General features: G+C 75.3%; 17 protein-coding genes. 9 read left to right on the top strand and 8 right to left on the bottom strand.

The genetic code is table 11. The annotated features are described in order from the left end of the window. Positions 1-2: 2 nt before the first annotated feature. Genes K1Y72_RS26700 through K1Y72_RS26690 form a run of 3 tightly spaced genes read right to left on the bottom strand, consistent with a single transcriptional unit; the run spans position 3 to position 4,821 of the window. Positions 3-1,136 carry a PP2C family protein-serine/threonine phosphatase gene (locus K1Y72_RS26700; protein WP_220169234.1) on the bottom strand — a complete coding sequence of 378 codons (1,134 nt, stop codon included), beginning with the start codon at positions 1,134-1,136 and terminating at the stop codon, positions 3-5. Then, complete coding sequence (locus K1Y72_RS26695; RefSeq protein WP_220169233.1) at positions 1,133-3,583, bottom strand: serine/threonine-protein kinase; 2,451 nt, start codon at positions 3,581-3,583, stop codon at positions 1,133-1,135. Before K1Y72_RS26695 ends, K1Y72_RS26700 begins: the two co-directional genes overlap by 4 nt. Beyond that, complete coding sequence (locus tag K1Y72_RS26690; protein ID WP_308287245.1) at positions 3,580-4,821, bottom strand: hypothetical protein; 1,242 nt, start codon at positions 4,819-4,821, stop codon at positions 3,580-3,582. The genes K1Y72_RS26695 and K1Y72_RS26690 overlap by 4 nt, the downstream gene beginning before the upstream one ends. Before the next feature lie 144 nt (positions 4,822-4,965). Here K1Y72_RS26690 and K1Y72_RS26685 point away from each other — a divergent pair, with 144 nt between their 5' ends. Continuing rightward, complete coding sequence (locus K1Y72_RS26685) at positions 4,966-5,454, top strand: helix-turn-helix transcriptional regulator (RefSeq protein ID WP_220169232.1); 489 nt, start codon at positions 4,966-4,968, stop codon at positions 5,452-5,454. A gap of 66 nt (positions 5,455-5,520) precedes the next feature. On the opposite strand, the gene K1Y72_RS26680 is transcribed toward K1Y72_RS26685, so the two are convergent. After that, entirely contained in the window at positions 5,521-6,267 is a 747-nt protein-coding gene (locus K1Y72_RS26680; protein WP_220169231.1) for an SDR family oxidoreductase, read from the bottom strand. A 38-nt stretch (positions 6,268-6,305) separates the two neighbouring features. Between K1Y72_RS26680 and K1Y72_RS26675 the strand changes: the two genes are divergently transcribed. Beyond that, the gene (locus tag K1Y72_RS26675; RefSeq protein ID WP_220169335.1) at positions 6,306-7,130 is read left to right on the top strand and encodes a TrmB family transcriptional regulator; all 825 of its coding nucleotides are present in this window, start codon (positions 6,306-6,308) and stop codon (positions 7,128-7,130) included. A 7-nt stretch (positions 7,131-7,137) separates the two neighbouring features. On the opposite strand, the gene K1Y72_RS26670 is transcribed toward K1Y72_RS26675, so the two are convergent. Further along, positions 7,138-8,265 (bottom strand): carboxylate-amine ligase, encoded by a 1,128-nt coding sequence (locus K1Y72_RS26670; protein ID WP_220169230.1) that lies wholly within the window; start codon positions 8,263-8,265, stop codon positions 7,138-7,140. Between the two features lie 309 nt (positions 8,266-8,574). Between K1Y72_RS26670 and K1Y72_RS26665 the strand changes: the two genes are divergently transcribed. Then, a complete protein-coding gene (locus K1Y72_RS26665; RefSeq protein ID WP_220169229.1) occupies positions 8,575-10,506 on the top strand; it encodes an FAD-dependent oxidoreductase in 1,932 nt (643 codons plus the stop codon). 6 nt (positions 10,507-10,512) lie between these two features. Here the strand turns inward: K1Y72_RS26665 and K1Y72_RS26660 are convergent, their stop codons facing one another. Then, entirely contained in the window at positions 10,513-12,117 is a 1,605-nt protein-coding gene (locus K1Y72_RS26660; protein ID WP_220169228.1) for a PucR family transcriptional regulator, read from the bottom strand. A gap of 109 nt (positions 12,118-12,226) precedes the next feature. Here K1Y72_RS26660 and K1Y72_RS26655 point away from each other — a divergent pair, with 109 nt between their 5' ends. Both K1Y72_RS26655 and K1Y72_RS26650 read left to right on the top strand, forming a co-directional pair. Next, a complete protein-coding gene (locus K1Y72_RS26655; RefSeq protein ID WP_220169227.1) occupies positions 12,227-13,549 on the top strand; it encodes an aspartate aminotransferase family protein in 1,323 nt (440 codons plus the stop codon). Further along, a complete protein-coding gene (locus K1Y72_RS26650) occupies positions 13,546-15,054 on the top strand; it encodes a CoA-acylating methylmalonate-semialdehyde dehydrogenase (protein ID WP_220169226.1) in 1,509 nt (502 codons plus the stop codon). Before K1Y72_RS26655 ends, K1Y72_RS26650 begins: the two co-directional genes overlap by 4 nt. Here the strand turns inward: K1Y72_RS26650 and K1Y72_RS26645 are convergent. Beyond that, positions 14,990-16,573, bottom strand: coding sequence for a hypothetical protein (locus K1Y72_RS26645; RefSeq protein ID WP_220169225.1), 1,584 nt, complete (start codon positions 16,571-16,573; stop codon positions 14,990-14,992). The two genes, K1Y72_RS26650 and K1Y72_RS26645, sit on opposite strands and share 65 nt — an antisense overlap. A 285-nt stretch (positions 16,574-16,858) precedes the next feature. Here K1Y72_RS26645 and K1Y72_RS26640 point away from each other — a divergent pair, with 285 nt between their 5' ends. Together K1Y72_RS26640 and K1Y72_RS26635 are read left to right on the top strand one after the other, a co-directional pair. Further along, complete coding sequence (locus tag K1Y72_RS26640) at positions 16,859-17,206, top strand: hypothetical protein (RefSeq protein ID WP_220169224.1); 348 nt, start codon at positions 16,859-16,861, stop codon at positions 17,204-17,206. Between the two features lie 433 nt (positions 17,207-17,639). Next, positions 17,640-18,872, top strand: a complete 1,233-nt coding sequence (locus K1Y72_RS26635; protein WP_220169223.1) for an extracellular solute-binding protein — start codon at positions 17,640-17,642, stop codon at positions 18,870-18,872. A 666-nt stretch (positions 18,873-19,538) separates the two neighbouring features. Here the strand turns inward: K1Y72_RS26635 and K1Y72_RS26630 are convergent. Continuing rightward, entirely contained in the window at positions 19,539-20,441 is a 903-nt protein-coding gene (locus K1Y72_RS26630) for a trypsin-like serine peptidase (RefSeq protein ID WP_220169222.1), read from the bottom strand. A gap of 88 nt (positions 20,442-20,529) precedes the next feature. On the opposite strand from K1Y72_RS26630, the gene dxr reads away from it, so the two are divergent. After that, positions 20,530-21,765, top strand: a complete 1,236-nt coding sequence (dxr, locus tag K1Y72_RS26625) for a 1-deoxy-D-xylulose-5-phosphate reductoisomerase (protein ID WP_220169334.1) — start codon at positions 20,530-20,532, stop codon at positions 21,763-21,765. A 42-nt stretch (positions 21,766-21,807) separates the two neighbouring features. Next, entirely contained in the window at positions 21,808-23,001 is a 1,194-nt protein-coding gene (locus tag K1Y72_RS26620) for a M50 family metallopeptidase (protein ID WP_220169221.1), read from the top strand. The last annotated feature ends 216 nt before the right edge of the window (positions 23,002-23,217 follow it).

Genomic DNA, 23,217 nt, shown 5'->3' with positions numbered 1-23,217 from the left:
CGTCATGCTCCGTTTCCCCGTCCGGTGACCGGGACGACGGCCACCGTGATGTTGTCGCGCCCGCCCGCTTCCAGCGCGCGCGCGACGAGCGTCCGCGCCGTCCCCGCCGGGTCGGCCCCCGGGTCGCCGGCGATCGCCTCGATCTGGCCGGCCTGCGGGAAGTAGTTCCACAGGCCGTCGCTGCACACGAGGACGGTCCCCGGGCCGTCGATCGCGAAGGTCCGCACGTGCGGGCGGACCTGCTCGGCGTCGGCGCCCAGCCACGCGGTGATCACGTGCGCGTTCGGGTGCGCCTCGGCCTCGGCCTCGCTGAGCGCCCCCCGCGCCACCATGATCGCCGCCCACGAGTCGTCGGCGGTGAGCTGCCGGGACGCGGCGAGCGTCACCGGTCCGGTGCCGCGCCCGGCGGTGTCGAGGTCGGCGGTGTTCTGCTCGGCGGTGTCCAGGTCGGCCGTGTCGAGGTCGGCGGTGTCCTGCCCGGCCGAGCCCGCCGCGGGCGCGGCCAGCCAGTAGGCGCGGCTGTCGCCGACCCAGCCGACGGTCACCGTCCCCGGTCCCGTCACCGCCGACACGTAGGTGCACGAGGGCGCGGAGTCCGGCGACGGCGCGAGCGCCGCGACGGCGGCGGCCGCCTTCAGCACGGCCTCGTGCGTGGCGGTCTCGGCGTCCGCACCGCCCTCCAGCGCCGCGGCGAGCTCGGCGGCGCCGGTGCGCGCGGCGGCGAGGGACGCCTCGTCGGGGTTCGGCGAGGAGCCGACGCCGTCGCAGACGACCGCCGCGACGCCGCCCGCGTAGGCGGTGAGGGCGATCGAGTCCTCGTTGCGGCTGTAGCGGCGGCCCCGGTCGCTCGCGCCCGCGGCGAGCGGGCGGCCCGGACCGGGCAGCTCGACCTCCAGGTGGTCGCGCTCGGCGGGCTGGCGGAGCCCGCAGTGCTCGCAGTAGCCGTCGGCGTCGATCGCGGACGCGCCGCAGCCCGCGCACGCCCCGGCGGGCGCGACGGGGGACGCGACGACGGGCGGCTCGTCGCTCAGCCGGTGCCCGCACGCCTCGCAGAATTCCTCGCCCGCGTACACGACCTCGTCGCAGGCCGGGCAGGACAGTTCCGCCGTCTTCACGATGCTGGGGTCCTCCGTCACAGGAGCGTCCTCGGGCGGACGGCGTTGGCGGCGTCGATGAGCTCGCGCCGATCCTCACGATCATGGGTGCGCCGGGCCATGCCCCGGTAGGTCTGTTCCAGCCGGAGGCGGAGCGGCCCTTCGGCGAGCGGCACGCCCATCAGGGCGGTGCCCGCCCCCGGGCCCGCCCCCGTGCCGTCGCGGCCCGCGGCGACCCAGTCGAGGGCGGCGCGCAGCACCTCCAGGGTGAGGCGGTCGCGGCGGTCGGCGTCCAGGTCCAGCAGCGCGAGCCGGTCGCCGGCGCCGGCCAGCTCGCGGGCGTCCAGCTCGCCGGGCGGGCGGCCGCGCACGACGGTCGCGACGGCGGCGGCCTGCGCGGGCACGTACCGGATCGACAGCCGCGGCACCGAGTCGAGCACGCCGACGGCCGAGGCGCGGTCGCCCGCCGCGAGGTAGACGCGGGCCAGGCCGAACGCGGCGTTGATGTAGCTCTGGTCGGTGCGCCACACCAGCTGGTACAGGCGGGCCGCCTCGGCGGGGGCCGGCTGCTCCAGGCAGTAGGCGAGCGCGAGCTTCGGCGCGGCCTCGCCGGGCAGCAGCGCGTACAGGCCGTCGAAGCGGTCGCGGGCCTCGGCCATGTGGCCGCCCGCCAGCAGCGCGACGGCCCGGTACCAGTCGACGCGCCAGTCGTCGGGGCGCTGCGCCCCGAGCTCGTCGAGCAGCCGCCAGGCGGCCTCGGCCTCGCCGAGCTCGATGCGGACCCGGACGAGCGCGAGCCGCACCTCGTGGGTCTGCTGCGGGGCGCCCGCGAGCGTCGCGGCGAGCTGCTCGGGGTCCAGCGAGGTGAGGCCGCTGAGGAACCCGGCCGCCGGGTCGGTGCCGTCGACCAGCGGGACCGGGAGCGCGTCGGCGGCGTCCTGCGGGGGCAGCGGCGGCAGCGCGGCCGCGGCGCCGGCGCCGGCCGGGGCACCGGTGGCGGAGACGTCGGCGGCGGTGCCCGCGGCGAACCGCTCGGGGCCGAACAGCCCGGACGCCGCCGGGCGCGGCCGGCCGTCGTCGGTGCTCAGCACCTCGCGCAGCACGCCGGTGAGCTGCTCGCTCATCTCGGCGGCGTCCTGGAAGCGGAAGGCGGGGTCGCGGTGGGTGGCGCGGCGCAGGAACCGGTCGAACGACTCGTGCCGGCGGAGCAGCGGGACCTCGTCGCGCGGCGGGATGTCGGCGGCCCAGCGGCCGGTGTAGCCCTTGAACGGGAAGCTCAGCACCGCGAGGGCGCGGCCGACGGTGTACAGGTCGGAGGTGACCGACGGGCCGACGTCGGCGATCTCGGGCGCCTGGTAGCCGACGGTGCCGTAGATCGCGCCCTCGGTGTCGTCGAGGCGCCGCACGCCGCCGAGGTCGATGAGGCGGAGCTGCTCCTCGAACTGGATGACGTTGTCGGGCTTGAAGTCGCAGTAGACCAGGCCCTGGGAGTGCAGGTAGCCGAACGCCTGGAGGACCTCCAGCGCGTAGGCGATGGACTGGCCGAGCGGCAGCGCGTCCTCGCCGGCGTTGCGGCGCGCGGTGAGGATGTCCTTCAGCGACTGGCCGCCGACGTACTCCATGATGATGTACTCGTCGCCGGCGTGCCGCACGAAGTTGTAGATCTTGACGATGTTGGGGTGCTCGACGGTGGCGAGGAACGCCCGCTCGGCCGCGGCGGCGGCGAGCGCGTCGGCGTCGCCGGTGTCCAGCAGGCCCTTCAGCACGACCCAGCGGTCCTCGACGTTCTTGTCGCGGGCCAGGTAGATCCAGCCGAGGCCGCCGTGGGCGAGGCAGCCGAGCACCTCGTACTGGCCGGCGACCAGGTCGCCGGGCGTCAGCTTCGGGGTGAAGGAGAACCGGGTGCCGCACTTGGGGCAGAAGCCCTCGGGGCGGCCCTCGCGGTCGCCGCGGCTCCGCCCGACGGGCTCGCCGCAGTTGCTGCAGTACCGCTTGCGCTCGGCGACCTCGGGGTTGGCGAGGACGGCGCCGGAGGGGTCGCGGTAGGGCACCCGCGGCACCTCGACGAGGCCCGCGCCGAGCATGCCGCGCCGCCCGGAGGTGCGGGTCGAGCCGGTGCGGATGCTGCCCGTGCGGACGCTGCCGGTGCGGGTGCTGCCGGAGGCGAGGGAGCCGCGGCTCGCCGCCGAGGCGGGCGTCCCGCCCGTGCCGCCGGTGCCGCGGCGGCTGATCGTCGTCGGGGTGGCGCCGGGGGCGCCGCAGACGTTGCAGTAGCCGTCCTCGATGGCGCCGCCGCAGCCCGGCTGGGCGCACTGCCCGGCGGCCGGGGGAGCGGCCGGCGCGGCCGCCGGCCGCGACGGCGGCCGGGGGGAGGGGACCGGTGAGGACGCCTGGGCGGGGGGCATACCGCATACGACGCAGTAGCCGTCCTCCACGGTTCCGGGGCAGCCGGGCTGCGTGCAGCGGTTCGTCGTTCCGGGGGTCGTCATCGCTTCGATCCCTTCGACCGGGAGGAGATGGCCTGCTGGTAGCCCGACAGCGCCATGGTGGCCCGCCGCAGGTCGCAGGGGGAGGTCCAGAGGAGGTCGCGGGCCCGCGCGTGCATCTCGGCGAGGCCGGCGTCCTCGGCGAGGCCGAGCCGGGCGGCCTTCGCGCGGTAGGCGTCGAGGCGGCCGCGCAGTTCCTCACGGCGGTCGAGCAGGCCGGTGATGAGGGCGCCGGCCTCCTCGGCGGCGCCGAGCGCGTCCCGCGCGTCGGCCTCCAGGGCGGCCACCTCGGCGGCGAGCTCGGGCCAGGGAGCGGTACCGGCGCGGGCGCGGACGGCGCCGAGCCGGGCGTCCAGCGGGCCGCAGCGCGCCGGGACGTCCGGCGGGGCGGGGGCGGCGATCTTGGCGAGGGCCTCGTCGCGGGCCCAGGACGCCCGCCGCTCGGCGTCGCGGACCCGGCCGAGCAGGTCGCCGGCCTCGCCGAGCCGGGCGGCGAGGCCGTCGCGGAGCCGGACCGCCTCGGCCAGCTCGGGGCGGAGCGCGGCGAGGGCGGCGCGGGCGGCGTCCAGGCGCGCGGGATCGGGGGAGCCGCCGCGGTCCAGGGCCAGCGGGTCGGTGCGGACGAGCGCGGCGACCTCGTCCAGCTCGGCGGCGGCGCGGGCGAGCGCGGGGGCGGGCGGCCCGCCGAGGGAGGCGGCGAGGGCGGTGACGGCGCGGCGCTCCTCCTCGGCCCGCTCCAGGTGCCGCAGCAGGACCGTCCAGGCGGCGTCGACGTCCGCGACCATCCGCGCGGCGTCCTCGAACAGGCCGGTCATGCGCTCGACGGCGGCCTTCAGGGTGAGCCGCTCGGCGGCGGGCGCGGCGGTGAGGGAGCGCTGCTCCAGCGGCACCTGCGGGGCGGCGAGCTCGACCGACGGGCCGGCGAGGAGGCGGGTCAGCTCGGCGAGCCCGGAGCGGTCGGGGCGGCCGTGCCGGGCGCGCAGCGCCGCGGCGGCGTCCAGGGTGCGGCCGTAGCGGTCGAACAGGTCCCACAGCTCGGCGGTGCGGGACCGGACGCGGTCGCGCAGGCGGGCGGTCGCGCCGGTGATCTCGGCGCCGGCGAGCAGCCGGTGGCCGGGGTGGGACTCCAGGTCGAGCAGGGTGGCCGAGATCCGCTCCTTCTCGTCGTGCAGGTAGCGCAGCACGGCGTCCACCTCGTCCCGGTCCATCGGCGGACGGCCCGCTCCGGCGCCGGTCAGCACGGCACCCGCCTTCGGCCCATCCGAGCCCCCTGATCCCCCGGTATGCGCATGTTCGGGGGGCTAGTTTCCCGTATCGGGACACGGCTTCTCAAGCGGGCGGCCCAGACCCTGCAGAATGTCGGTGTTCGAACATATAATCGAACCATGGCGAACACCGCGACGCACCGGAACGACAGCGCGCTCACCGCCGCCGAGATCGCCGCCCTGGCGCTCTCGCTGGCCCACCTCGGCGCGGGGCCCCAGGCCGCCACCGCGCGCCGGGCCCTGCACTCCCTGCTCGACATCGACGTGCACGACGACGTGGTGGCGGCGACGCTGGCCACCCTCACCGCCCCCCTGGACGCCTCCACCGCCGACCGCGCCCGGGTCGTCGCGGCGGCGATCAGCGAGCACCGCGTGGTGCGGCTCTGCTACGGCGACGCCGGCGCCAACGTGACCATCCGCGAGGTCGAGCCGGTCACCTGCCTCGTCCACCGCGACCACTGGTACCTGGTCGGCTGGTGCCGGATGCGGCGCGGCGTGCGCGCCTTCCGGTTCGACCGCATGCTCGCGGTCGAGTCGACCGGCCTGCCCGCCCGGCCGCGCCGGGTCGAGCGCTACCTGCCCTTCCAGCGGCGGGCCGTGCCCGCCTGACCGCCGGGGCCCGGCCGCCGCGCCGGCGGCCGGGTCCCGCGCCCTCTCGCGCTCCGCGCAGGCGGGCTACAGCAGCGCCCGGTACTCGCCGCCGTCCACGGCGATGGCGCCGCCGGTGACGAACCCGGCCTGCGCCGAGCAGAGGAAGGCGGCGAACGCCCCGAAGTCGCCGGCGTCGCCGACCCGCCCCGCCGGGATCGACGCGCCGGCCTCCTCCAGCGAGCCGCCCCACAGCGACCGCAGCCGCGCGGTGTCGTGCGAGCCCGGCAACAGCGAGTTGACGGTGACGCCGTCGCCCGCCACCTCCAGGGCCAGGGTCTTCAGGAAGCCGGTGGCGCCCGCGCGCGCCGTGTTGGACAGGATCAGCCCGCCGATCGGCTGCCGCACCGACAGCGAGGTGATCGCGACGACCCGTCCCCAGCCGCGCTCCCGCATCGCCGGGACGGCGGCCTTGCACATCGCCACGACCGACATCAGGTTGAGGTCGAGGGCGGCGCGGTAGGCGTCCACGGGCGTCTGCGCGAAGTCCCCGGCGGGCGGGCCGCCCGCGTTGACGACCAGGACGTCCACGCCGCCGAGCGCGTCCTGCGCGGCCTCGACGAACCCCGCCGCGCCCTCGGGCGTCCCGACATCGGCGACGACGCCGTGCACGCCCTCGCCGATCTCGCCGACGGCCGCGTCCAGGCGTCCCCGGTCGCGCCCGCAGATCGCGACGCGCGCGCCCTCGGCGTGCAGCGCCTTGGCGGTGGCGAGCCCGAGCCCGCTCGTGGCGGCCGCGACGGCGGCCCTGCGTCCCTGCAGTCCAAGGTCCATCCCCCGAACGCTAGCCCGCATAGCATGGCGCGGTGAGCATGCAGGACATCCTGGGGCACCTCCAGCGGCTCGGCATGTCCGGGTACGAGGCGAAGGCGTACGTGGCGCTCGTGGCGGCGGGTCGGCCGGTCAACGGGTACGAGGTGGCCAAGCGGTCGGGGGTGCCGCGCAGCACCGTGTACGAGACGCTCGGCAAGCTCGTCGCGCGCGGCGCGGCGTTCGAGGTGCGCGGCGCGGCCGACGCGACCGACTACCGGCCGCTGCCGCCCGAGGCGCTGCTGGACCGGATGCGGCGCGAGTTCGACGGGTCGGTGGACGCGCTGCGGGACGCGCTGCCGGCGGTCGCGGGCGCGCCCGAGGGGCACCTGATCCACAACCTCAAGGACGGCGGCGCGCTGCTCGACCGCGCCGAGGACGTCGTCGCGGGCGCCCGCCGGGGCCTCGTCCTGTCGGTCTGGCCGCAGGAGATGGCGCGGCTGGACGGGCCGGTGCGGGCGGCCGCCGGGCGCGGCGCCGAGGTCTCGGTGATGGCGTTCGGCGACCTCGGCGACCTCGGCGGGCCGCGCGGCGGCGAGCGGATCTACGAGCACCGCTACTCGGCGCCCGAGGCCGTCCTGGCGGACCTCGGGTACCGGCTGCTCGTCGTCGTCGGCGACCGGCGCGAGGCCGTCGTCGGCGGGTTCGGCGGGGACGGCTCGGCCTGGGGCATCTACACCGCCGACCCCGCCGTCGCGCTCATGGCCGCCGAGTACGTGCGGCAGGACATCGCGCTGCAGATCCTCGCCGAGCGGGTCGGCGGCGACGAGCTGAACCGGCTGTTCGCCACCGACCCCGGGCTGCTGCGGCTGCTCGGCCGCCGCTGAGCGGCCGTCAGGACGCGGTGGTGATCTCCACCGCCTCGGCCACGACCGTCCGCAGGTCCGCGGCGCGCTCGTAGACGGCGCGCTGCACCGCGGCGCCCGTGCCGCGCGCGAGCAGCGCCGCGAGCAGCCGCTCGGCGTCGGGCAGGTCGCCCGAGCGCTCCAGCGCGGGCGCCAGGTGCCCGGTCAGCGCGTCGAGGACGGCGCGGGCGGGCGCGGGCTCGTGCGTCACCGGGTGCAGCAGCTCGCCGCGGAGCCCCGACCGGGCCGCGCGCCACATCGCCAGCCGCAGCAGGTCGGTGCGGACCGGGTCGGCGGGCTCGCCCTCGCGCCAGGCGGTGGCGGCGGTGTCCACCAGCGCCCGGACGAGCGCGGCGAGCAGCACCGCGTCGTCGGCGTGCAGGCAGATGTCGGCGACCCGGATCTCCACCGTCGGGTAGCGCCGCGACAGCCGGGCGTCGAAGTAGATCATCCCCTCGTCCACCAGCGCGCCGGTCTTCAGCAGCGCGTCGACCGCCGCCCGGTAGCGCTTGGCGGTGCCGAACGGCTCGGTCGGGCCGCTGGAGGGCCAGCGGCCCCACGCCTCGTGCCGCCAGCTGTCGTAGCCGGTGTCGTGGCCCTGCCAGAACGGCGAGTTGGCGGTGAGGGCGAGCAGCGGCGCCAGCCAGGGGCGGATGCGGTCGAGCACCGCGACGCCCTCGTCGGGGGTGGCGACGCCGACGTGCACGTGGCAGGCGCAGGTGAGCTGCTCGTCGGCGGTCGGCCCGTAGGCGGCCGACATCAGCCGGTAGCGCGGTTTCTCGGTGATGGCGGCCTGCACCGGCATCGGCGAGGTGCCGAGGGCGGCGACCGCCACGCCGGCGCCCTCGGCGGCGAGCGCGGCGGCCCTGCGGTTCCGGCGGACCTGGTCCGCGAGGTCGGCCAGCGAGGTGGCGGGCTCGGTGCCGGTCTCCACCTGCTGGCGGTGCAGCTCGCTCTCCAGCGGCTCCTTGCCGCCCGGCAGGCCGCCGCCGTGCTCGTCGGCGTACCGGATCACCGCGCCCGAGGCGGCCTGCGGCGCGCCCCCGCGGGGATCGACGAGGAGGAGCTCCTCCTCGACGCCGAAGCTGCGCGGTTCTTGTGGGTCATGGCTCGTCACGGCAGGGGTCCTGCCCCGGAGCGCGGCGTTGGAACTGGTGCGGAGCGGATTCAGCGCGCTCCGGCGCGATCGCTCGTGCACGCGGTGGCGGCGGCGCCGCCCGGCCCGCGCACGCCGTTCGCGCCGCCGGTGCCCACCGGGCGGCACTTGCCGCGCTGACCTGGCGCGACGCCGCGCGACGGGCCCGCCGCGATGCTTGTCCCGGTCCCCCCGGACCGGGAAGATCTTGCGACGGGCTCGTTGATCGGGGGATCAGTGTCGGAGGACGACAACGCATACGAACCTGCCTATTCCGACCGGGAACTGGGCATGGACCGCAAGATCAGCCGGCGGGACTTCCTGGACGGGATGGGCGTCGCCACCGGCATGGCGGTGGCCGGCGGGCTGCTCGCGGGCTGCTCCGCGGGCTCGTGGGGCGGCAACCACAACGCCACCGCCGACCCGCCGGACGGCTGGGACTACCGGGGCACCGGCGACCCGTCCTACCCGCCGGCGATGCAGGGGCTGCGCGGCTCGGTCAACCCGGCGATGCGCATCCCGCACGAGCTGCGCGACGGCATCTTCTGGTCGGGGCACAAGCCCATCCACGCCACCGGGGAGCGCTACGACCTCGTCGTCGTCGGCGCCGGGATCAGCGGGCTGAGCGCCGCCTACCTGTACCGGCAGGCGCACCCGGGCGCCCGGGTGCTCATCCTGGACAACCACGACGACTTCGGCGGCCACGCCCGCCGCAACGAGTTCCAGGCGAACGGCAAGCTGATCATCGGCTACGGCGGCTCGCAGTCGATCGAGGCGCCGTCGGTGTGGAGCCCCGGCGCCAAGAAGCTGCTGGCGGACCTCGGCATCCAGCCGAAGAAGTTCGAGACCTACTACGACCAGAAGTTCAACGACCGCTGGAAGCTCAACAACGCCGAGTTCTTCACCGCCGAGATGTTCGGCCGCGACCACCTCGCCGTCATGGACGGCGACACCCAGACGGCCGCCACGCTGAAGAACTCGCCGCTGTCGCCCGCGGGCCAGGCCAAGTTCCTGGAGCTCCAGGACAACCCGGGCGACTACCTCCCGGGGCTCAGCGACGCCCAGAAGAAGGCGCGCCTGGTCGACCTCACCTACCGCGAGTACATGCGGGACGTGGCGAGGATGCCGAACGAGGTCCTGGAGTACATGCAGACCTACACGAGCGACGAGTGGGGCTTCGGCGCCAACGCGTTCGGGGCCATCGACGCCTGGGCGCTGGAGTACCCCGGCTTCGACGGGCTGAAGCTGGACCGCTCCAAGCCCTACAAGTACTGCGGGCCGACCGTCCAGATCCAGTGGGACGAGGACGACCCGTACATCTACCACTTCCCCGACGGCAACAACGGGATCTGCAAGCTGCTCGTCGGCAGGCTGATCCCCGGGACGGGCGCGCCCGCGACGATGGAGGAGGAGCCGCTCGCCCGCGTCGACTACTCCAAGCTCGACGTGCAGGGCAACGAGGTGCGGCTCCGCCTCAACGCGCCGTGCGTGCGGGTGCGGCACGAGGACGGGATCGTCGGCGCCAAGACCGTGCTGGTCGACTACTACGCCGGCGGCAAGGTCCACCAGGTGGCCGCGGGCGGGGTGGTGATGGCCTGCTACAACACGATGGTCCCGTACCTGATGCAGGACCTGCCGCCCGACCAGAAGCAGGCGCTGTTCTACGGCACCAAGCTGCCGATCGTGTACGCCATGGTGCAGCTGCGGAACTGGCGGGCCTGGGAGCAGCTGAAGATCTTCTACACCCGCTTCACCGGCGGCGACTGGTGCGTCGCCGAGCTGGACTACCCGGTCAGCATGGGCGGCTACGCGTTCTCCAAGGACCCCGACCAGCCGGTCCTGGTGCACATGATCCGGATGGCGACGTCGCCGGCGTACGACAACCCGCGCGGCGGCATCGGCCCCGGCCGCCGCGAGCTGTTCACCCGCCCGTTCGCGCGGTACGAGCGGACGCTGCGCGACCAGCTCGCCCGGCTGCTGTCGGCGGGCGGCTTCGACCCCGCCCGCGACATCCAGGCGATCACCGTCAACCGGTGGGGGCACGGGTACGCGCTGGAGTACGGCCGCCCGTGGGCGCCGTTCTGGCCGGACGGGCCGCTCCCGGCGGTGCAGGGGCGCCGCCCCTACGGCCGGGTGACGATCGCGAACTCCGACTCGCAGAACCGCGCCTACGCCGACGCCGCCATCGACGCGGCCATCCGCGCCGTCCGCGAGCTCGGCTGATCCGGGCTAGGAGCGCTCCCAGCGGACGGAGCTGAGGGCGAGGAGGGCCACGTGCAGGGACGCGCAGGACTCCACGTCGTCCAGGTCGGCGCCGAGGACGCGCTCGATGCGGCGGAGGCGCTCGTAGAAGGCCGGCCGTGACAGGTGGGCCTGCTGGGCGGCGACCGCCTTGTTGCGGCCGGCCTCCAGGTACAGCTCCAGGATGCGGGTGAGGTCGGTGCCGCGCTCGGCGTCGTACTCCAGCAGCGGGCCGAGCTCGCGCTCGACGAAGGTCTGCAGGCGGGCGTCGTCGCGCAGCAGGTGCAGCAGGCCGCGCAGCCGCAGGTCGGGCAGCCGGTAGAACAGCCGGCCGCCCGCGCCGCGGCAGGCGACGTCGGCGACCTGCTCGGCCTCCTGGAACGACCGCCGGACGTCGCGGACGGCGTCCACGACCGACCCGGCGGCGAGGACGCCGTCGGCGCCCGCGCGCTTGCGGACGCGGGTGGCGACGTCGGTGAGGACGGTCTCGACGTCGGCGCGGGCGGGCAGCGAGGCGAGCACCCCGACGCGGGCCGCGGCGCCGCCCTCGTCCAGGATGCCGACGAGGGCGGCGAGGCGGGCCTCCTTGCAGGCGGCCGCGGCGATCTCCGACAGCTCGCGGACGGGCGGGGCGGCCGCGCCGCGCCGGCGCAGCACCGCGCCGAGCAGCCGGCGGCCGAGCAGCGGGACGCCGAGCGCGCGGGCGCGGGCGGCGGCCTCCTGCGGGTCGGCGTAGGTCTGCGCCAGGATCCGGGCGATGATCGTGCCGTGCGCCTGCCGCTCGGCGCTCTCGGCGTGCCGGTCGAGCAGCCGGCCGAGCGCGAGGGTCGTCGCGGCCCGCTCGATCAGCACCGTCTCGCGGGCGCCCGGCGGCGCGCCGAGCGTGACGACGAGGCGCCCCCAGTCCTCGCCGCGGGCGCCGACGGCGGTGACGAGCCAGCCCGACGTCGGGTCGTAGCCGGTGCGGCCCGCCGGGCGCACCGCCCGCGACCGGGTCTCCCAGGCCGACAGCAGCTCGGCCGGGTCGCCGCCGGCGGCGTCGGCGGCGAGGACCTGGTGCGTCAGGTTCTCCAGCACCACCGGGTGCCCGCCGAGGGAGGCGACCTGCCGGACGACCTCCTCGGTGGAGGCGCCCTCCACCGACAGCTGGGTGAAGATCTGGTGGAGCTGGTCGGAGGCGCGCAGCTCGGCGAACTGGTCCTGCACGATGCGGGCGTGCACGGCCTCGGTGATGTCCACGAAGGCGGGCTCGTGGGCGAACACCACGACCGGCAGGTGGTGCTCCTCGGCGGCCGCGACCAGCGCGGCGGGCAGCGCCGCGGCGTAGCGGCGGCCGAGCTCGACCATGAGGCCGCTGACGCCGACGTCGGCGAGCTCGGCGATGTAGCCGCGCAGCCGGGCCGCCTCCTCGGGCAGCGCGATGCCGGTGGTGAGGACCAGCTCGCCGCCGTGCAGCAGGTGCGCGATGTCGGCGACCTCGGCGACGTGCACCCAGCGCACCGGGTTGCCGAGCCGCCCCGCGCCCGCGACGACGCGCGGCTGGCCGCGGCGGACGGCGTCCAGCCGGAGGACGTCGGCGAGGGTGGGAAGCATTTCCCGCAGGATATCCGGCCCGCGCACCCCGACACCCTGTCAGGTCAGGCGGCCCGGTCCTGACACTGTGGCGGTGTCGGAGCGGGGGGACGGCCGCCAGACTGGGGACATGTCCGAACACGCGAACCTGCTCCGGCGCCACCAGGCGGTCCTGCCGTCCTGGCTGGCGCTCAACTACGCCGCGCCCATCGAGATCGCCACCGGCAAGGGCAGCCGCGTGACCGACGCCGAGGGCACCACCTACCTGGACTTCTTCTCCGGCATCCTCACCAACATGATCGGGTACGACGTGCCCGAGGTGCGCGAGGCGGTGGAGCGCCAGCTCGCCACCGGCGTCGTGCACACCTCGACCGCCTACCTGCTGCGCGGCCAGATCGAGCTGGCCGAGAAGATCGCCCGGCTGTCCGGCATCCCGGACGCCAAGGTGTTCTTCACCAACTCCGGCACCGAGGCCAACGAGACCGCGCTGCTGATCGCCGCCTACGCGCGCCGCACCGACCAGGTCCTGGCGCTGCGGCAGAGCTACCACGGCCGCTCCTTCGGGACGATCGGCGTCACCGGCAACCGGGCCTGGACGAACGTGTCCTACTCCCCGGTCCACACCCACTTCCTGCACGGCACCGACCGGCACCTGCCGCAGTTCGCGGGCCTGGACGACGAGGCGTACACGCGGGTCTGCGTGCAGGACCTCAGGCACGTCCTGGCCGCCGCGACCGGCGGGGACGTCGCGGCGCTGATCGCCGAGCCGATCCAGGGCGTCGGCGGCTTCACCGCCGCCCCCGACGGGCTGCTCGCCGCCTACAAGGAGGTGCTGGACGAGTACGGGGTGCTGCTGATCTCCGACGAGGTCCAGACCGGCTGGGGCCGCACCGGCGAGACGTTCTTCGGCATCCAGGCGCACGGCGTCGTGCCGGACATGATGACCTTCGCCAAGGGCCTCGGCAACGGCTTCGCGGTCGGCGGCGTCGTCGCCCGCGGCGACCTCATGGACGGCCTGCACGCGGTCGGCCTGTCCACCTTCGGCGGCAACCCGATCTCGATGGCCGCCGCGAACGCCACCCTGGACTACGTCCTGGACCACGACCTGCAGGCCAACGCCGCCGAGCAGGGCGCCACGATCATCGGCGGGCTGCGGGCGGCCGCCGAGCGGCTGCCGATCGTCGCGGACGTGCGCGGCAAGGGCCTGATGTTCGCCGTCGAGCTGGCCGACCCGGCCACCGGCGAGCCCGCTCCGGCGCTCGCCGCCGCCCTCATGGAGGCGCTCCGCGAGCGTGGCCTGCTCGGCGGCAAGGGCGGCCTGTACGGCAACGTGGTGCGGATGGCGCCGCCCCTCACCCTGACCGCCGCCGAGGCCGCCGAGGGCCTGGCGATCCTGACCGACGCGCTGGAGGCCGTGAACGCGGCCGCGGCGCGCGAGGGGAGCAACGCGTGAGCACCGAGAGCAGGCACGTCACCCACTGGATCGGCGGCAAGCCGTTCGGCGGGACCGCCGAGCGCACCGGCGAGATCTTCGAGCCGGCGACCGGCCGCGTCGCCGGGACGGTCGACTTCGCCGGCCCCGGCGAGGTCGACGCGGCCGTCGCCGCCGCCAGGGCCGCGTTCCCCGGCTGGCGCGACACCTCGCTGACCCAGCGCACCAAGATCCTGTTCCGGTTCCGGGAGCTGGTCGCCGCGCACGCCGGCGAGCTCGCCCGGCTGATCTCCGCCGAGCACGGCAAGGTCGTCTCCGACGCGGCGGGCGAGGTCGCCCGCGGCCTGGAGGTGGTGGAGTTCGCCTGCGGCATCCCGCACCTGCTGAAGGGCGGCTTCTCGGAGAACGTCTCGTCCCGGGTGGACGCCTACTCGATCCTGCAGCCGCTCGGCGTCGTCGCCGGGATCACCCCGTTCAACTTCCCGGCGATGGTGCCGATGTGGATGTTCCCGGTGGCGATCGCCTGCGGCAACACCTTCGTGCTGAAGCCGTCGGAGAAGGACCCGTCGGCGTCGGTGCGGATCGCCGAGCTGTGGGCCGAGGCGGGCCTGCCCGAGGGCGTGTTCAACGTCGTGCACGGCGACAAGGCCGCCGTGGACGGCCTGCTGCACCACCCGGACGTGCGGGCCGTCAGCTTCGTCGGGTCCACCCCGATCGCCCGCTACATCTACGCGACGGCCGCCGCCAACGGCAAGCGGGTGCAGGCCCTCGGCGGCGCCAAGAACCACATGGTGGTGCTGCCGGACGCCGACCTGGACCTCGCCGCGGACGCGGCGGTGTCGGCGGGCTTCGGCTCGGCCGGCGAGCGCTGCATGGCGATCTCCGTCGTCGTCGCGGTCGACCCGGTCGGCGACGCGCTGGTCGCCAAGGTCGCCGAGCGCGTCGCCGGCCTGAAGATCGGGCCGGGGGACGACCCGGCGTCGGAGATGGGGCCGCTCGTCACCGCCGCGCACCGCGACAAGGTCGCCTCCTACCTCGACAGCGGCGTCGCGCAGGGCGCGGTGCTCGCGGTGGACGGCCGGGAGACGCCGGTGCTCGGCGGCCGCAGCGACGGCTTCTGGCTCGGCCCGACCGTCCTCGACCACGTCACCGCCGGGATGGACGCCTACCGGGACGAGATCTTCGGCCCGGTCCTGTCGGTGGTGCGGGTCTCCTCCTACGACGAGGCGATGGAGCTGCTCGCGGCCAACCCCTACGGGAACGGCACCGCCATCTTCACCAACGACGGCGGCGCCGCCCGGCGCTTCCAGAACGAGGTGGAGGTCGGCATGGTCGGCGTCAACGTGCCGATCCCGGTGCCGATGGCCTACTACTCCTTCGGCGGCTGGAAGGACTCGCTGTTCGGCGACAGCCACGCCCACGGCATGGAGGGCGTCCACTTCTACACCCGCACCAAGGCCGTCACGGCGCGCTGGCTGGACCCCTCCCACGGCGGGGTGAACCTGGGGTTCCCGACCAACGGGTGAGCCGGCCCGCCCACGCCGGGACCGCGCGCCGCGCCGGCAGCAGCACGGGCAGCGGCCGCGCTCCGGGAAGCCCGCGGTGGAAGGCGAGGCCCGCCGCCACGCACGCGAACGGCACCGCGGGCAGCACGTACCGGTAGTCGAAGTCGGCGCTGGCGATCGGGAACACCAGCAGGGTCGCGGCCGCCGCCCATACGAGCAGCAGCTCGGGGCGGCGGCCGCGGCCCGTCAGCACGCCCACGGCGCCCGTCGCGAACAGCGCCGCGAGCCACGGCCCCGGCAGGTGCCAGCGGGCCTGGTAGGCGCGCATGCGGCCGGCGTAGGGCTCGACGACGGTGCTGAGGTTCAGGCCGCGCTCGTAGGCGGCGGCGTCGAGCAGCACGGTGCTGTTCTCGTCCGGCCCCCAGCTCCGGCCGCCGGGGAAGGCGGCGGGGGAGCGCGGGAAGTGGTAGAGCGTCTCCGTCGGCGCCGTCGGGTAGGGCTCGCGGGCGGTGGTGAACGCCATCCGCAGGCCCTCGCCGACGACGCTCGCGTAGTCGCCGGGCTGGGCGAGGATGGCGCGGACCGAGAAGTCGCGCAGCGTCTCGTTGGCGAAGGGGGCCTGGGGGTTCTCGTAGATCTGGCGGGGCGGGATGTCGGTGCGCCAGATGAGCCGGCCGGGGGCGTCGGCGTCCACGTGCAGCTCGGCGGGCAGGCAGAGCGGCTCCTCCCAGGCCGGCGGGCCGATCTCCGCGCAGTCGGCGAAGGGGGCGACGCGCCCCCACAGGAACAGGCCGTCGGACCGGGTGAGGCCGTAGCCGTCGTTCACCGCGTGGAACCAGGAGGCGTAGGCGACGACCGGGACCGCCACGGCCGCGGCGAAGGCGAGGGCGGGCCGCCATCCGCCCCGGCGGGCGAGCAGCAGCACCGCCGCGAGCGGGACGAGCGGGATGCCCGCCGTCCGCACCAGCACCGCGTACCCGATGAGGAGCCCGGCGGCGAGCGCCGCCCACCAGGGCGCCGGGCGGCCCTCGCCGAGCGGCCGCCAGAGCAGCAGGGCGAGCCCGGCGGCGAGGAGGAAGGTGTAAGCGGTCTCCGACATCAGCAGGTGCTCCAGCTCCACCTGGTAGGCGTCGTAGAGGACCGGCAGCAGGGCGAGGGTGGCGAGCGCGCCGGGGACGCGGGCGCGGCGGAGCAGCAGGTAGCCGAGGACGGCGGTGGCGAGGCCGAGCAGGTGCTGGACGGCGGCGACCAGCACCAGGCTGTGCCAGGGCTCCAGCAGGCGCAGCAGCATCGGGTACCCGACGGACTTGCCCGCCGACGGCGACAGGCGCATCGCGTAGCCGATGTAGAAGTAGGAGTCGCCGGTGAACCACAGCACCCCGGGATAGGCGCGCAGGGCGGTCCAGCGCAGCAGCGCGGCGCCGGCCAGCGCCACGAGGAACGGCGCGTGCGGGCGCAGCGCCGCGCCCGCCCGCCGGAAGGACCGCGGAACGCGGCGGACGGGGCTTTCGGCCCGGATGCGGGGAAGGACCTCACTCACGGGAGGACGACCCTAGGACGGGCCGGTGGCCCCCGCGTGAACGGGGCGTGACCGCCGGTCGCACCGCGTGAGAACCGGCTGCTCCGCCGCGTCCGGGATTTTCCTCCGGCCGTAGGTTTCCGTCGTTGATTTTCGTCTTTCGCACCCCGACAAATAATAGCTACAAGTGTTGACTGCCCCAGTGGCGGGGGACACAATCTGAATGTCCCAATTAATTGGGATGAATAGAAAAAGTTCTCCGATCTTCGTTATCGGGGACGGGGTCCGGGGCGGGAGTGCCGCGCTATGACTGCTGATGACCACGCCGCGGAGGTCGAGGCGCTCGGCCGGCGCTACCGGGGCTGGACGATCTGGTTCGGACCGTTCACCCGCCGCTGGTGGGCGCTGCCGCCGCGCGAGCGCGACCTCGGCGCGTTCGTGGAGGCCGAGACCCCGCAGCGGCTCATCGCCGAGATCGAGGTGATCCGGCGCGGACCCGTCCGAACGAGCGAGACCCCGAGCGGCCGCCGGCCGCTCGCAGACCCCCGGCAGGACGCGCGGCGTCCCTCGAATCTCCTCCGTCTCGAGGGCGTCACACCGTCGCCGTCCCACCGGGTACCGGTGATCGCGTGGCCGGGCAGCACCGCAAGATGATCCGCTGTTCCCCAACCTCGCCACGTACCGCCGGTGCCGTCGCGGCCCCGGGCCGGGCAGGGCAGCGCCATATCCCTCTCCAGCAACCTCCGTGTATGGCGCGGATGCCGGCACCCACTGCCCGCCGGGGCCGTTACGGTTTCCCGGGCCCCGGGGAAAGGCCGCGGAAAAGGCGGCGCACCATTATCGGAAAAGCATGCGCCGCACGCCCCGGGCGAACTGTTCGACGGTAAGGGAAGGCTCTCCGGCAACGTCCCGGTGGGAAAATTGCGGGACACCGTCGAATACGTCGCGACCGGTCCTCCGCCGCGGGCCGTGATCCGCCCTTTCCGATGGCCCGGCGCCGTCCCGGCGGTGCCGAGGCGCTACGCTGCGCGGGCGGGCCGGACGACGAGCACGGGGGCGATCCCGTAGGACGGAGAACGGGAGCGACATGCGGCTGCGGGGCATCACGCCGCCGGGCAGGGGACCCGTCCTGGCGCTCGGTGCGCTCATGAGCGCGGTGCTGGCGCTGGCGGGCTGCGACGGGGGGCAGGAGCCGGTCGGCACCGTGAAGGCGGCGACCACCCTCGGCCCCGGCGAGGGGCAGCTCGACCTCGTCGCCCTGCCGGGCTACATCGAGAACGGCTCCAACGACCCGCGGGTCGACTGGGTGACGCCCTTCCAGGAGCGCACCGGCTGCACGGTGTCCTGGCGCACCGCCCGCGACGCCGACGACATGGCGACGATGCTGCGCGACCCGAACCGCCGTTTCGACGGCGTGTCGGCGCCCGCCGAGGTCGCCGGGCAGCTCGTCGCCGGCGACCGGGTCGCGCCGGTCAACCCCGACCTCGTGGACGGGTACAAGCGGCTGGAGCCCCGGCTCCGCAACCTGCTGAAGCAGGGCGGCAAGTTCTACGGGGTGCCGGCCACCTGGGGCTCGAACCTGCTGATGTACGACACCCGCGCGGTCCAGCCGGCGCCGCAGGGCTGGGCCGCGCTGTTCGACCCGGCCGCCGCCGCCCGCTACTCCGGCAAGATCGTGCTCCGCGACAGCCCGCTCACCATCGCCGAGGCGGCCCTGTACCTGAAGAGCCGGGACCGCAAGCTCAAGATCAAGGACCCGTACGCGCTGACGCCGCGCCAGCTCGCCGCCGCCGTCCGCGTCCTGCAGAGGCAGCGCCCCTACGTCCAGGCGTACTGGAAGCGGCCCGCCGACGCGGTGGGCGCGTTCGCGGGCGGGCAGGCCGTCCTCGGCGGCGTCTGGCCCTACCAGGTGGACGTGCTGTCGCGGGCGGGCCGGGCGGTGCAGAGCGTCGCGCCCGCCGAGGGCGTGACGGGCTGGACGACGTCCTGGATGATCGGCGCCCGCGCCGCGCACCCCAACTGCATGTACCAGTGGATGCAGTGGACGGCCTCGCCGGACGTGCAGCAGCAGGTCGCCGAGTGGACCGGGGCGGCCCCCGCCAACCCGCAGGCGTGCGCCGGGGACCGGCTGCGCGCCGCGTTCTGCGGCGCCTACCACGTCGGGGACCGCGGCTACCTCGACAAGGTGATCTTCGCGCACGCCCCGACCAAGGCCTGCACGGCGACCGCGGCCGGCGCCCGCGACGGCGAGGGCGACTGCACCGACTACAGCGAGTGGACCAAGGCGTGGATCGAGACCACCAAGCTGCCGAAGAAGTGAGTCGGGGCTGCTGAGAGGGATCTCTCCGGTGGGCTCGACCGCCTACTGGTGTGAGAGGGCGCACGTCTTCAAGGATGGGGATCTCTCCGGTGCGCCCGGCCGCCTACTGGTGTGAGGGGGCGCACGTCTTTAAGGACGGGGATCTCTCCGGTGCGCCCGACCGCCCCCAGCCGGGCGCACCTTCTCGGGTGGTCCCGGGCCTCCCCCCGAGTGCCCGGGTCACCCTCTCCAGGAGAGATCTCTCCTTCGCCGGCGCTACCGTGCGTCCGGCTCCCTCTCCACCGGTTCCCCGGTGGACGTGCGCGGCTCCACCGGCCATGCGGCCTGCCGGGGCACCGGCAGGGCGGGTGCGCAATCGGCGCACGCGAACACCCCTGTGCCGTCGGGAACGGAACCGACACGGACACCCGGGCGCGGCCACCTCTTGTCGCAGACGACGCAGGCGTCGCCGTGGCGTTGCGCGGGATTCAGCGCGCTGGGGTCGAACCTCAGCTCGCCGGTGCGGCCCATTGCCCATCCCCTCGTGCGTGAGTCGCGGTCACGTGCTTCCTTTATAAATCGCCCTCGGTGTTGCCGATGTCACCCTGGGTGAAAAGGCCGGTAAAGGCCACCGGCGGGCGCGTGTCGGGCCCCGCCGCCGGGGTCGCCGGCCGGTAGGGGCGCAGGTCAGGCGTGCTGGGCGCGGTCGTAGGCGCGCCGGACGTCGCGGCCGAGCGGCGGCCCGAACATGGTGGTGCCGTCGTCGGCGAACTTGAAGCTGCTGACCGTGGTGACGGTGCCGGTGCCGGTGGCGGGATCGAAGTCGGCGAGCCAGGGGCCGCCGCTGGAGCCGCGGGTGAGGTCGCAGCGCATCCCGCGGCCGCTCGTCGGGTGCCGCCGCGGGTGCGCGGGGCGGCCGGTGCAGTAGGCGAGGTGCTCGCCGTCGTAGCGGCCGGTGGAGGGGTACCCGAACGCGTAGGTGCGGGTGCGGCCGGGCCCGCCGAAGGCGATGCGCTGCGCGCCGACGACATCGCCGACGTGCCGCGCGGCGCGCCCGGCGTCCACGGCCGTGCCGACGGCGACGAGCGCGACGTCGTGGTCGCCGTCGCGGCGGCGCTTCCAGGCGCGCGGAACGAACATCCGCCGGGCCGGGTAGACGCCGTAGGGGGCGCGGCCCTCCCGGTAGCCGGGGACGAAGACCCAGTCGGCGGCCCAGCCGCCCTCGGCCGGCCGCACGCAGTGCCCGGCGGTGATCACGACGTCCCGGTTGGCGCTGCGCACCGTGCTGCCCGAGCACATGTAGTCGCGCCCGCGCGCGCTGAAGAAGATCTTGCCGGTGGTGGCGGTGACGGCGCCGCCGCCCGCCCAGAGCGATCCGTGGACGGGCCGCCCGGTGCCGGAGGCGGCCGCCATCCGCTGCGGCGTCCAGTGCGCGCGCAGCCGGCCGACGTCGGCGGGGGCGAGCGGCACCGCGTACGCCGACACGGCGGCGCTCGCGGCAGGGGCGGGGATCCCGGCCGCCGGCAGGGCGGGGACGGCCGCGGCGGCGGCGAGCGCCGCGAGCAGGAGACCGGGGACGCTCGGCTGCATGCACGCAGTGTCCATCACTTTGCGTGACGCCGCCGCTACTTTGGGGCAATGCGATGGAGGTCCGGCCCGCGTGGCCGCCGGGCGGGCCATGGCCGACAATGGTCGGGTGACGTCTCCTTCGAACGCCCCTCGCGACGTTGTCCTCCTCGGGTCGACCGGTTCCATCGGCACCCAGGCCCTCGACGTGATCCGCCGCAACCCCGGCCGGTTCCGCGTCGCGGCGCTCGCCGCCGGCGGCGGCCGGGTGGACCTGCTGGCCGCGCAGGCCCTGGAGTTCCGGCCGGACGTCGTCGCGGTGGCGAAGGCGTCGGCCGCGCAGGACCTCCAGCTCGCCTTCTACGCCGAGGCGCAGAAGCGCGGGTACGCCTCGGGCGAGTACGCCATCCCCAAGATCGTGGCGGGCCCGGACGCGGTCGCCGAGGCGGCCGCCTGGCCCTGCGACACCGTGCTGAACGGGGTGACGGGCGCGCTCGGGCTGGCGTCCACGCTCGCCGCCCTGGACGCGGGCCGCACCCTGGCGCTCGCCAACAAGGAATCGCTGATCATCGGCGGGCCGCTGGTCAAGGCGCGCGCCAGGGCCGGCCAGATCGTTCCGGTCGACTCCGAGCACTCCGCGCTCGCCCAGTGCCTGCGCGGCGGCCGCCCCGAGGAGGTGCGGCGGCTCGTGGTGACCGCGAGCGGCGGCCCGTTCCGCGGCCGTCCCCGCGCCGAGCTCGCGGACGTCACCGTGGAGCAGGCGCTGGACCACCCCACCTGGGACATGGGCCCGGTCGTCACGATCAACTCGGCGACGCTGGTGAACAAGGGCCTGGAGGTCATCGAGGCGCACCTGCTGTTCGACGTGCCGATGGACCGCATCGAGGTGATGGTGCACCCGCAGTCGGTGATCCACTCGATGGTGGAGTACGTGGACGGCTCGACGCTCGCGCAGGCGAGCCCGCCCGACATGCGGCTGCCGATCGCGCTCGGCCTGGACTGGCCGGACCGCGTCCCGGACGCCGCCCCGGGCGTCGACTGGACCGCCGCGCACACCTGGGAGTTCTTCCCCCTGGACGACGAGGCGTTCCCGGCGGTCGCGCTGGCCCGCGCGGTCGGCACGGCCGGCGGCACCCACCCGGCCGTCTACAACGCCGCCAACGAGGAGTGCGTGGCGGCCTTCCGCGCGGGAAACCTGCCGTTCCTGGGGATAGTGGACACGATCTCGCGGGTAGTGGACGAGCACGCGGCCCGCGACGGCGGCGCCGCCGCGCCGACGCTGGACGACGTGCTGGCGGCGGACGCCTGGGCGCGCACGCGCGCCAGGGAACTGACCGGACTCGGCTGACCCGAGGGGAGCGGCCCCCCGGGCGTCCTCCAGGAGGCCCGCATGGCCTTTGCGCTCGGTGCGCTGGCCTTCGTGGCCGCGCTGCTGGCCTCGGTGATGCTGCACGAGGGCGGCCACCTGCTGACCGCCAAGCGGTTCGGCATGAAGGCCACCCAGTACTTCGTCGGGTTCGGGCCGACGCTCTGGTCGCGGCGGCGCGGCGAGACCGAGTACGGGATCAAGGCGGTCCCGCTCGGCGGCTTCGTGAAGATCGTCGGCTACACGCCGCTGGAGGAGGTCGCGCCCGCCGACCGCGAGCGCGCCTTCTACCGGCAGCCCGCGGGGCGCCGCGCGGTGGTGATCGTCGCGGGCGTCGCGGTGAACTTCGCGTTCGCGTTCCTGCTGCTCGCGGCGGTGGCGATGACCCTCGGGATCCCGAACCCCGGCACCGCCACCACGACCGTCGACGCCGTCAGCCCGTGCGTGCCCGCCGGCGTGCGGGCCGGCTGCCGGTCCGGCGACCCGCGCTCGCCCGCGGCGGCCGCCGGGCTGAAGGAGGGCGACCGCGTCGTGGAGTTCGCCGGCACCCCGGTCTCGGACTGGGACGGGCTGCGCGCCGCGATCACCAGGGCGCGCCCCGGGCAGGCCGTGCCGGTGGTCGTGGAGCGCGGCGGGCGGCGCGTCCCCCTGCGGGTGACGCTGGCCTCGGCCGGCGGCGAGCCGTTCCTCGGCATGTCGTCCCGGGTCGTCGGCGCCCGCTACGACCGGGCCGGTCCGGTCCGCGCGGTGGAGTTCGCGGGCCGCGGCGTCGGCACGACCGTCGCCGGGATCGGGAAGGTCGTGGTGGACCTGCCGAGCGCGCTGCCCAAGCTGTTCTCCCCGGACCGGGCGAGCAGCCCCGGCGGCCAGGTCGGCAGCGTCGTCGGCGCCACCGAGGTCTCCGGGCAGATCTTCTCCTCCCACGACTCCTGGCGCGACAAGGCCACCTTGTATCTGTCGCTGGTCGTCTCGGTGAACATCTTCCTCGGTGCGCTCAACGTGGTGCCGCTGCTGCCCCTGGACGGGGGCCATCTCGCCGTCCTCGCCTACGAGCGCCTGCGGGCCTTCGCCGCGCGGCGACGAGGGCGCCCGGACCCGGGTACCGTGGACATGACGAAGCTGCTGCCGGTGACCTACCTGGCCGTGGTCGCCCTCGTCGGCCTGGGCGTGCTGCTCATCCTGGCGGACATCGTCAACCCGCTGAGCCTGCCGGGCTGACCCGCGCGGCGGGGGAGGCGCCGGGGATCGCCCTTGGTAACCGGGCGGACACACATTTACCCAGGTGGTCGGCGTCCTGTCGTGCCCTTGGGGCGCTTAGGGTTGTAGTGGCGACAGAGGGAGAGGGATGAGCGTTTCACTGGGTATTCCGATGGTCCGCGGCGCGGGCGGCGGTCAGGGGGCGGCCGGACAGGAAGCCCCACGGCTGGCGACCCC

It is taken from the genome of Actinomadura parmotrematis (assembly GCF_019458805.1).
GTDB lineage: Bacteria > Actinomycetota > Actinomycetes > Streptosporangiales > Streptosporangiaceae > Spirillospora > Spirillospora parmotrematis.
This window is presented reverse-complemented; position numbering and strand designations above follow the sequence as displayed.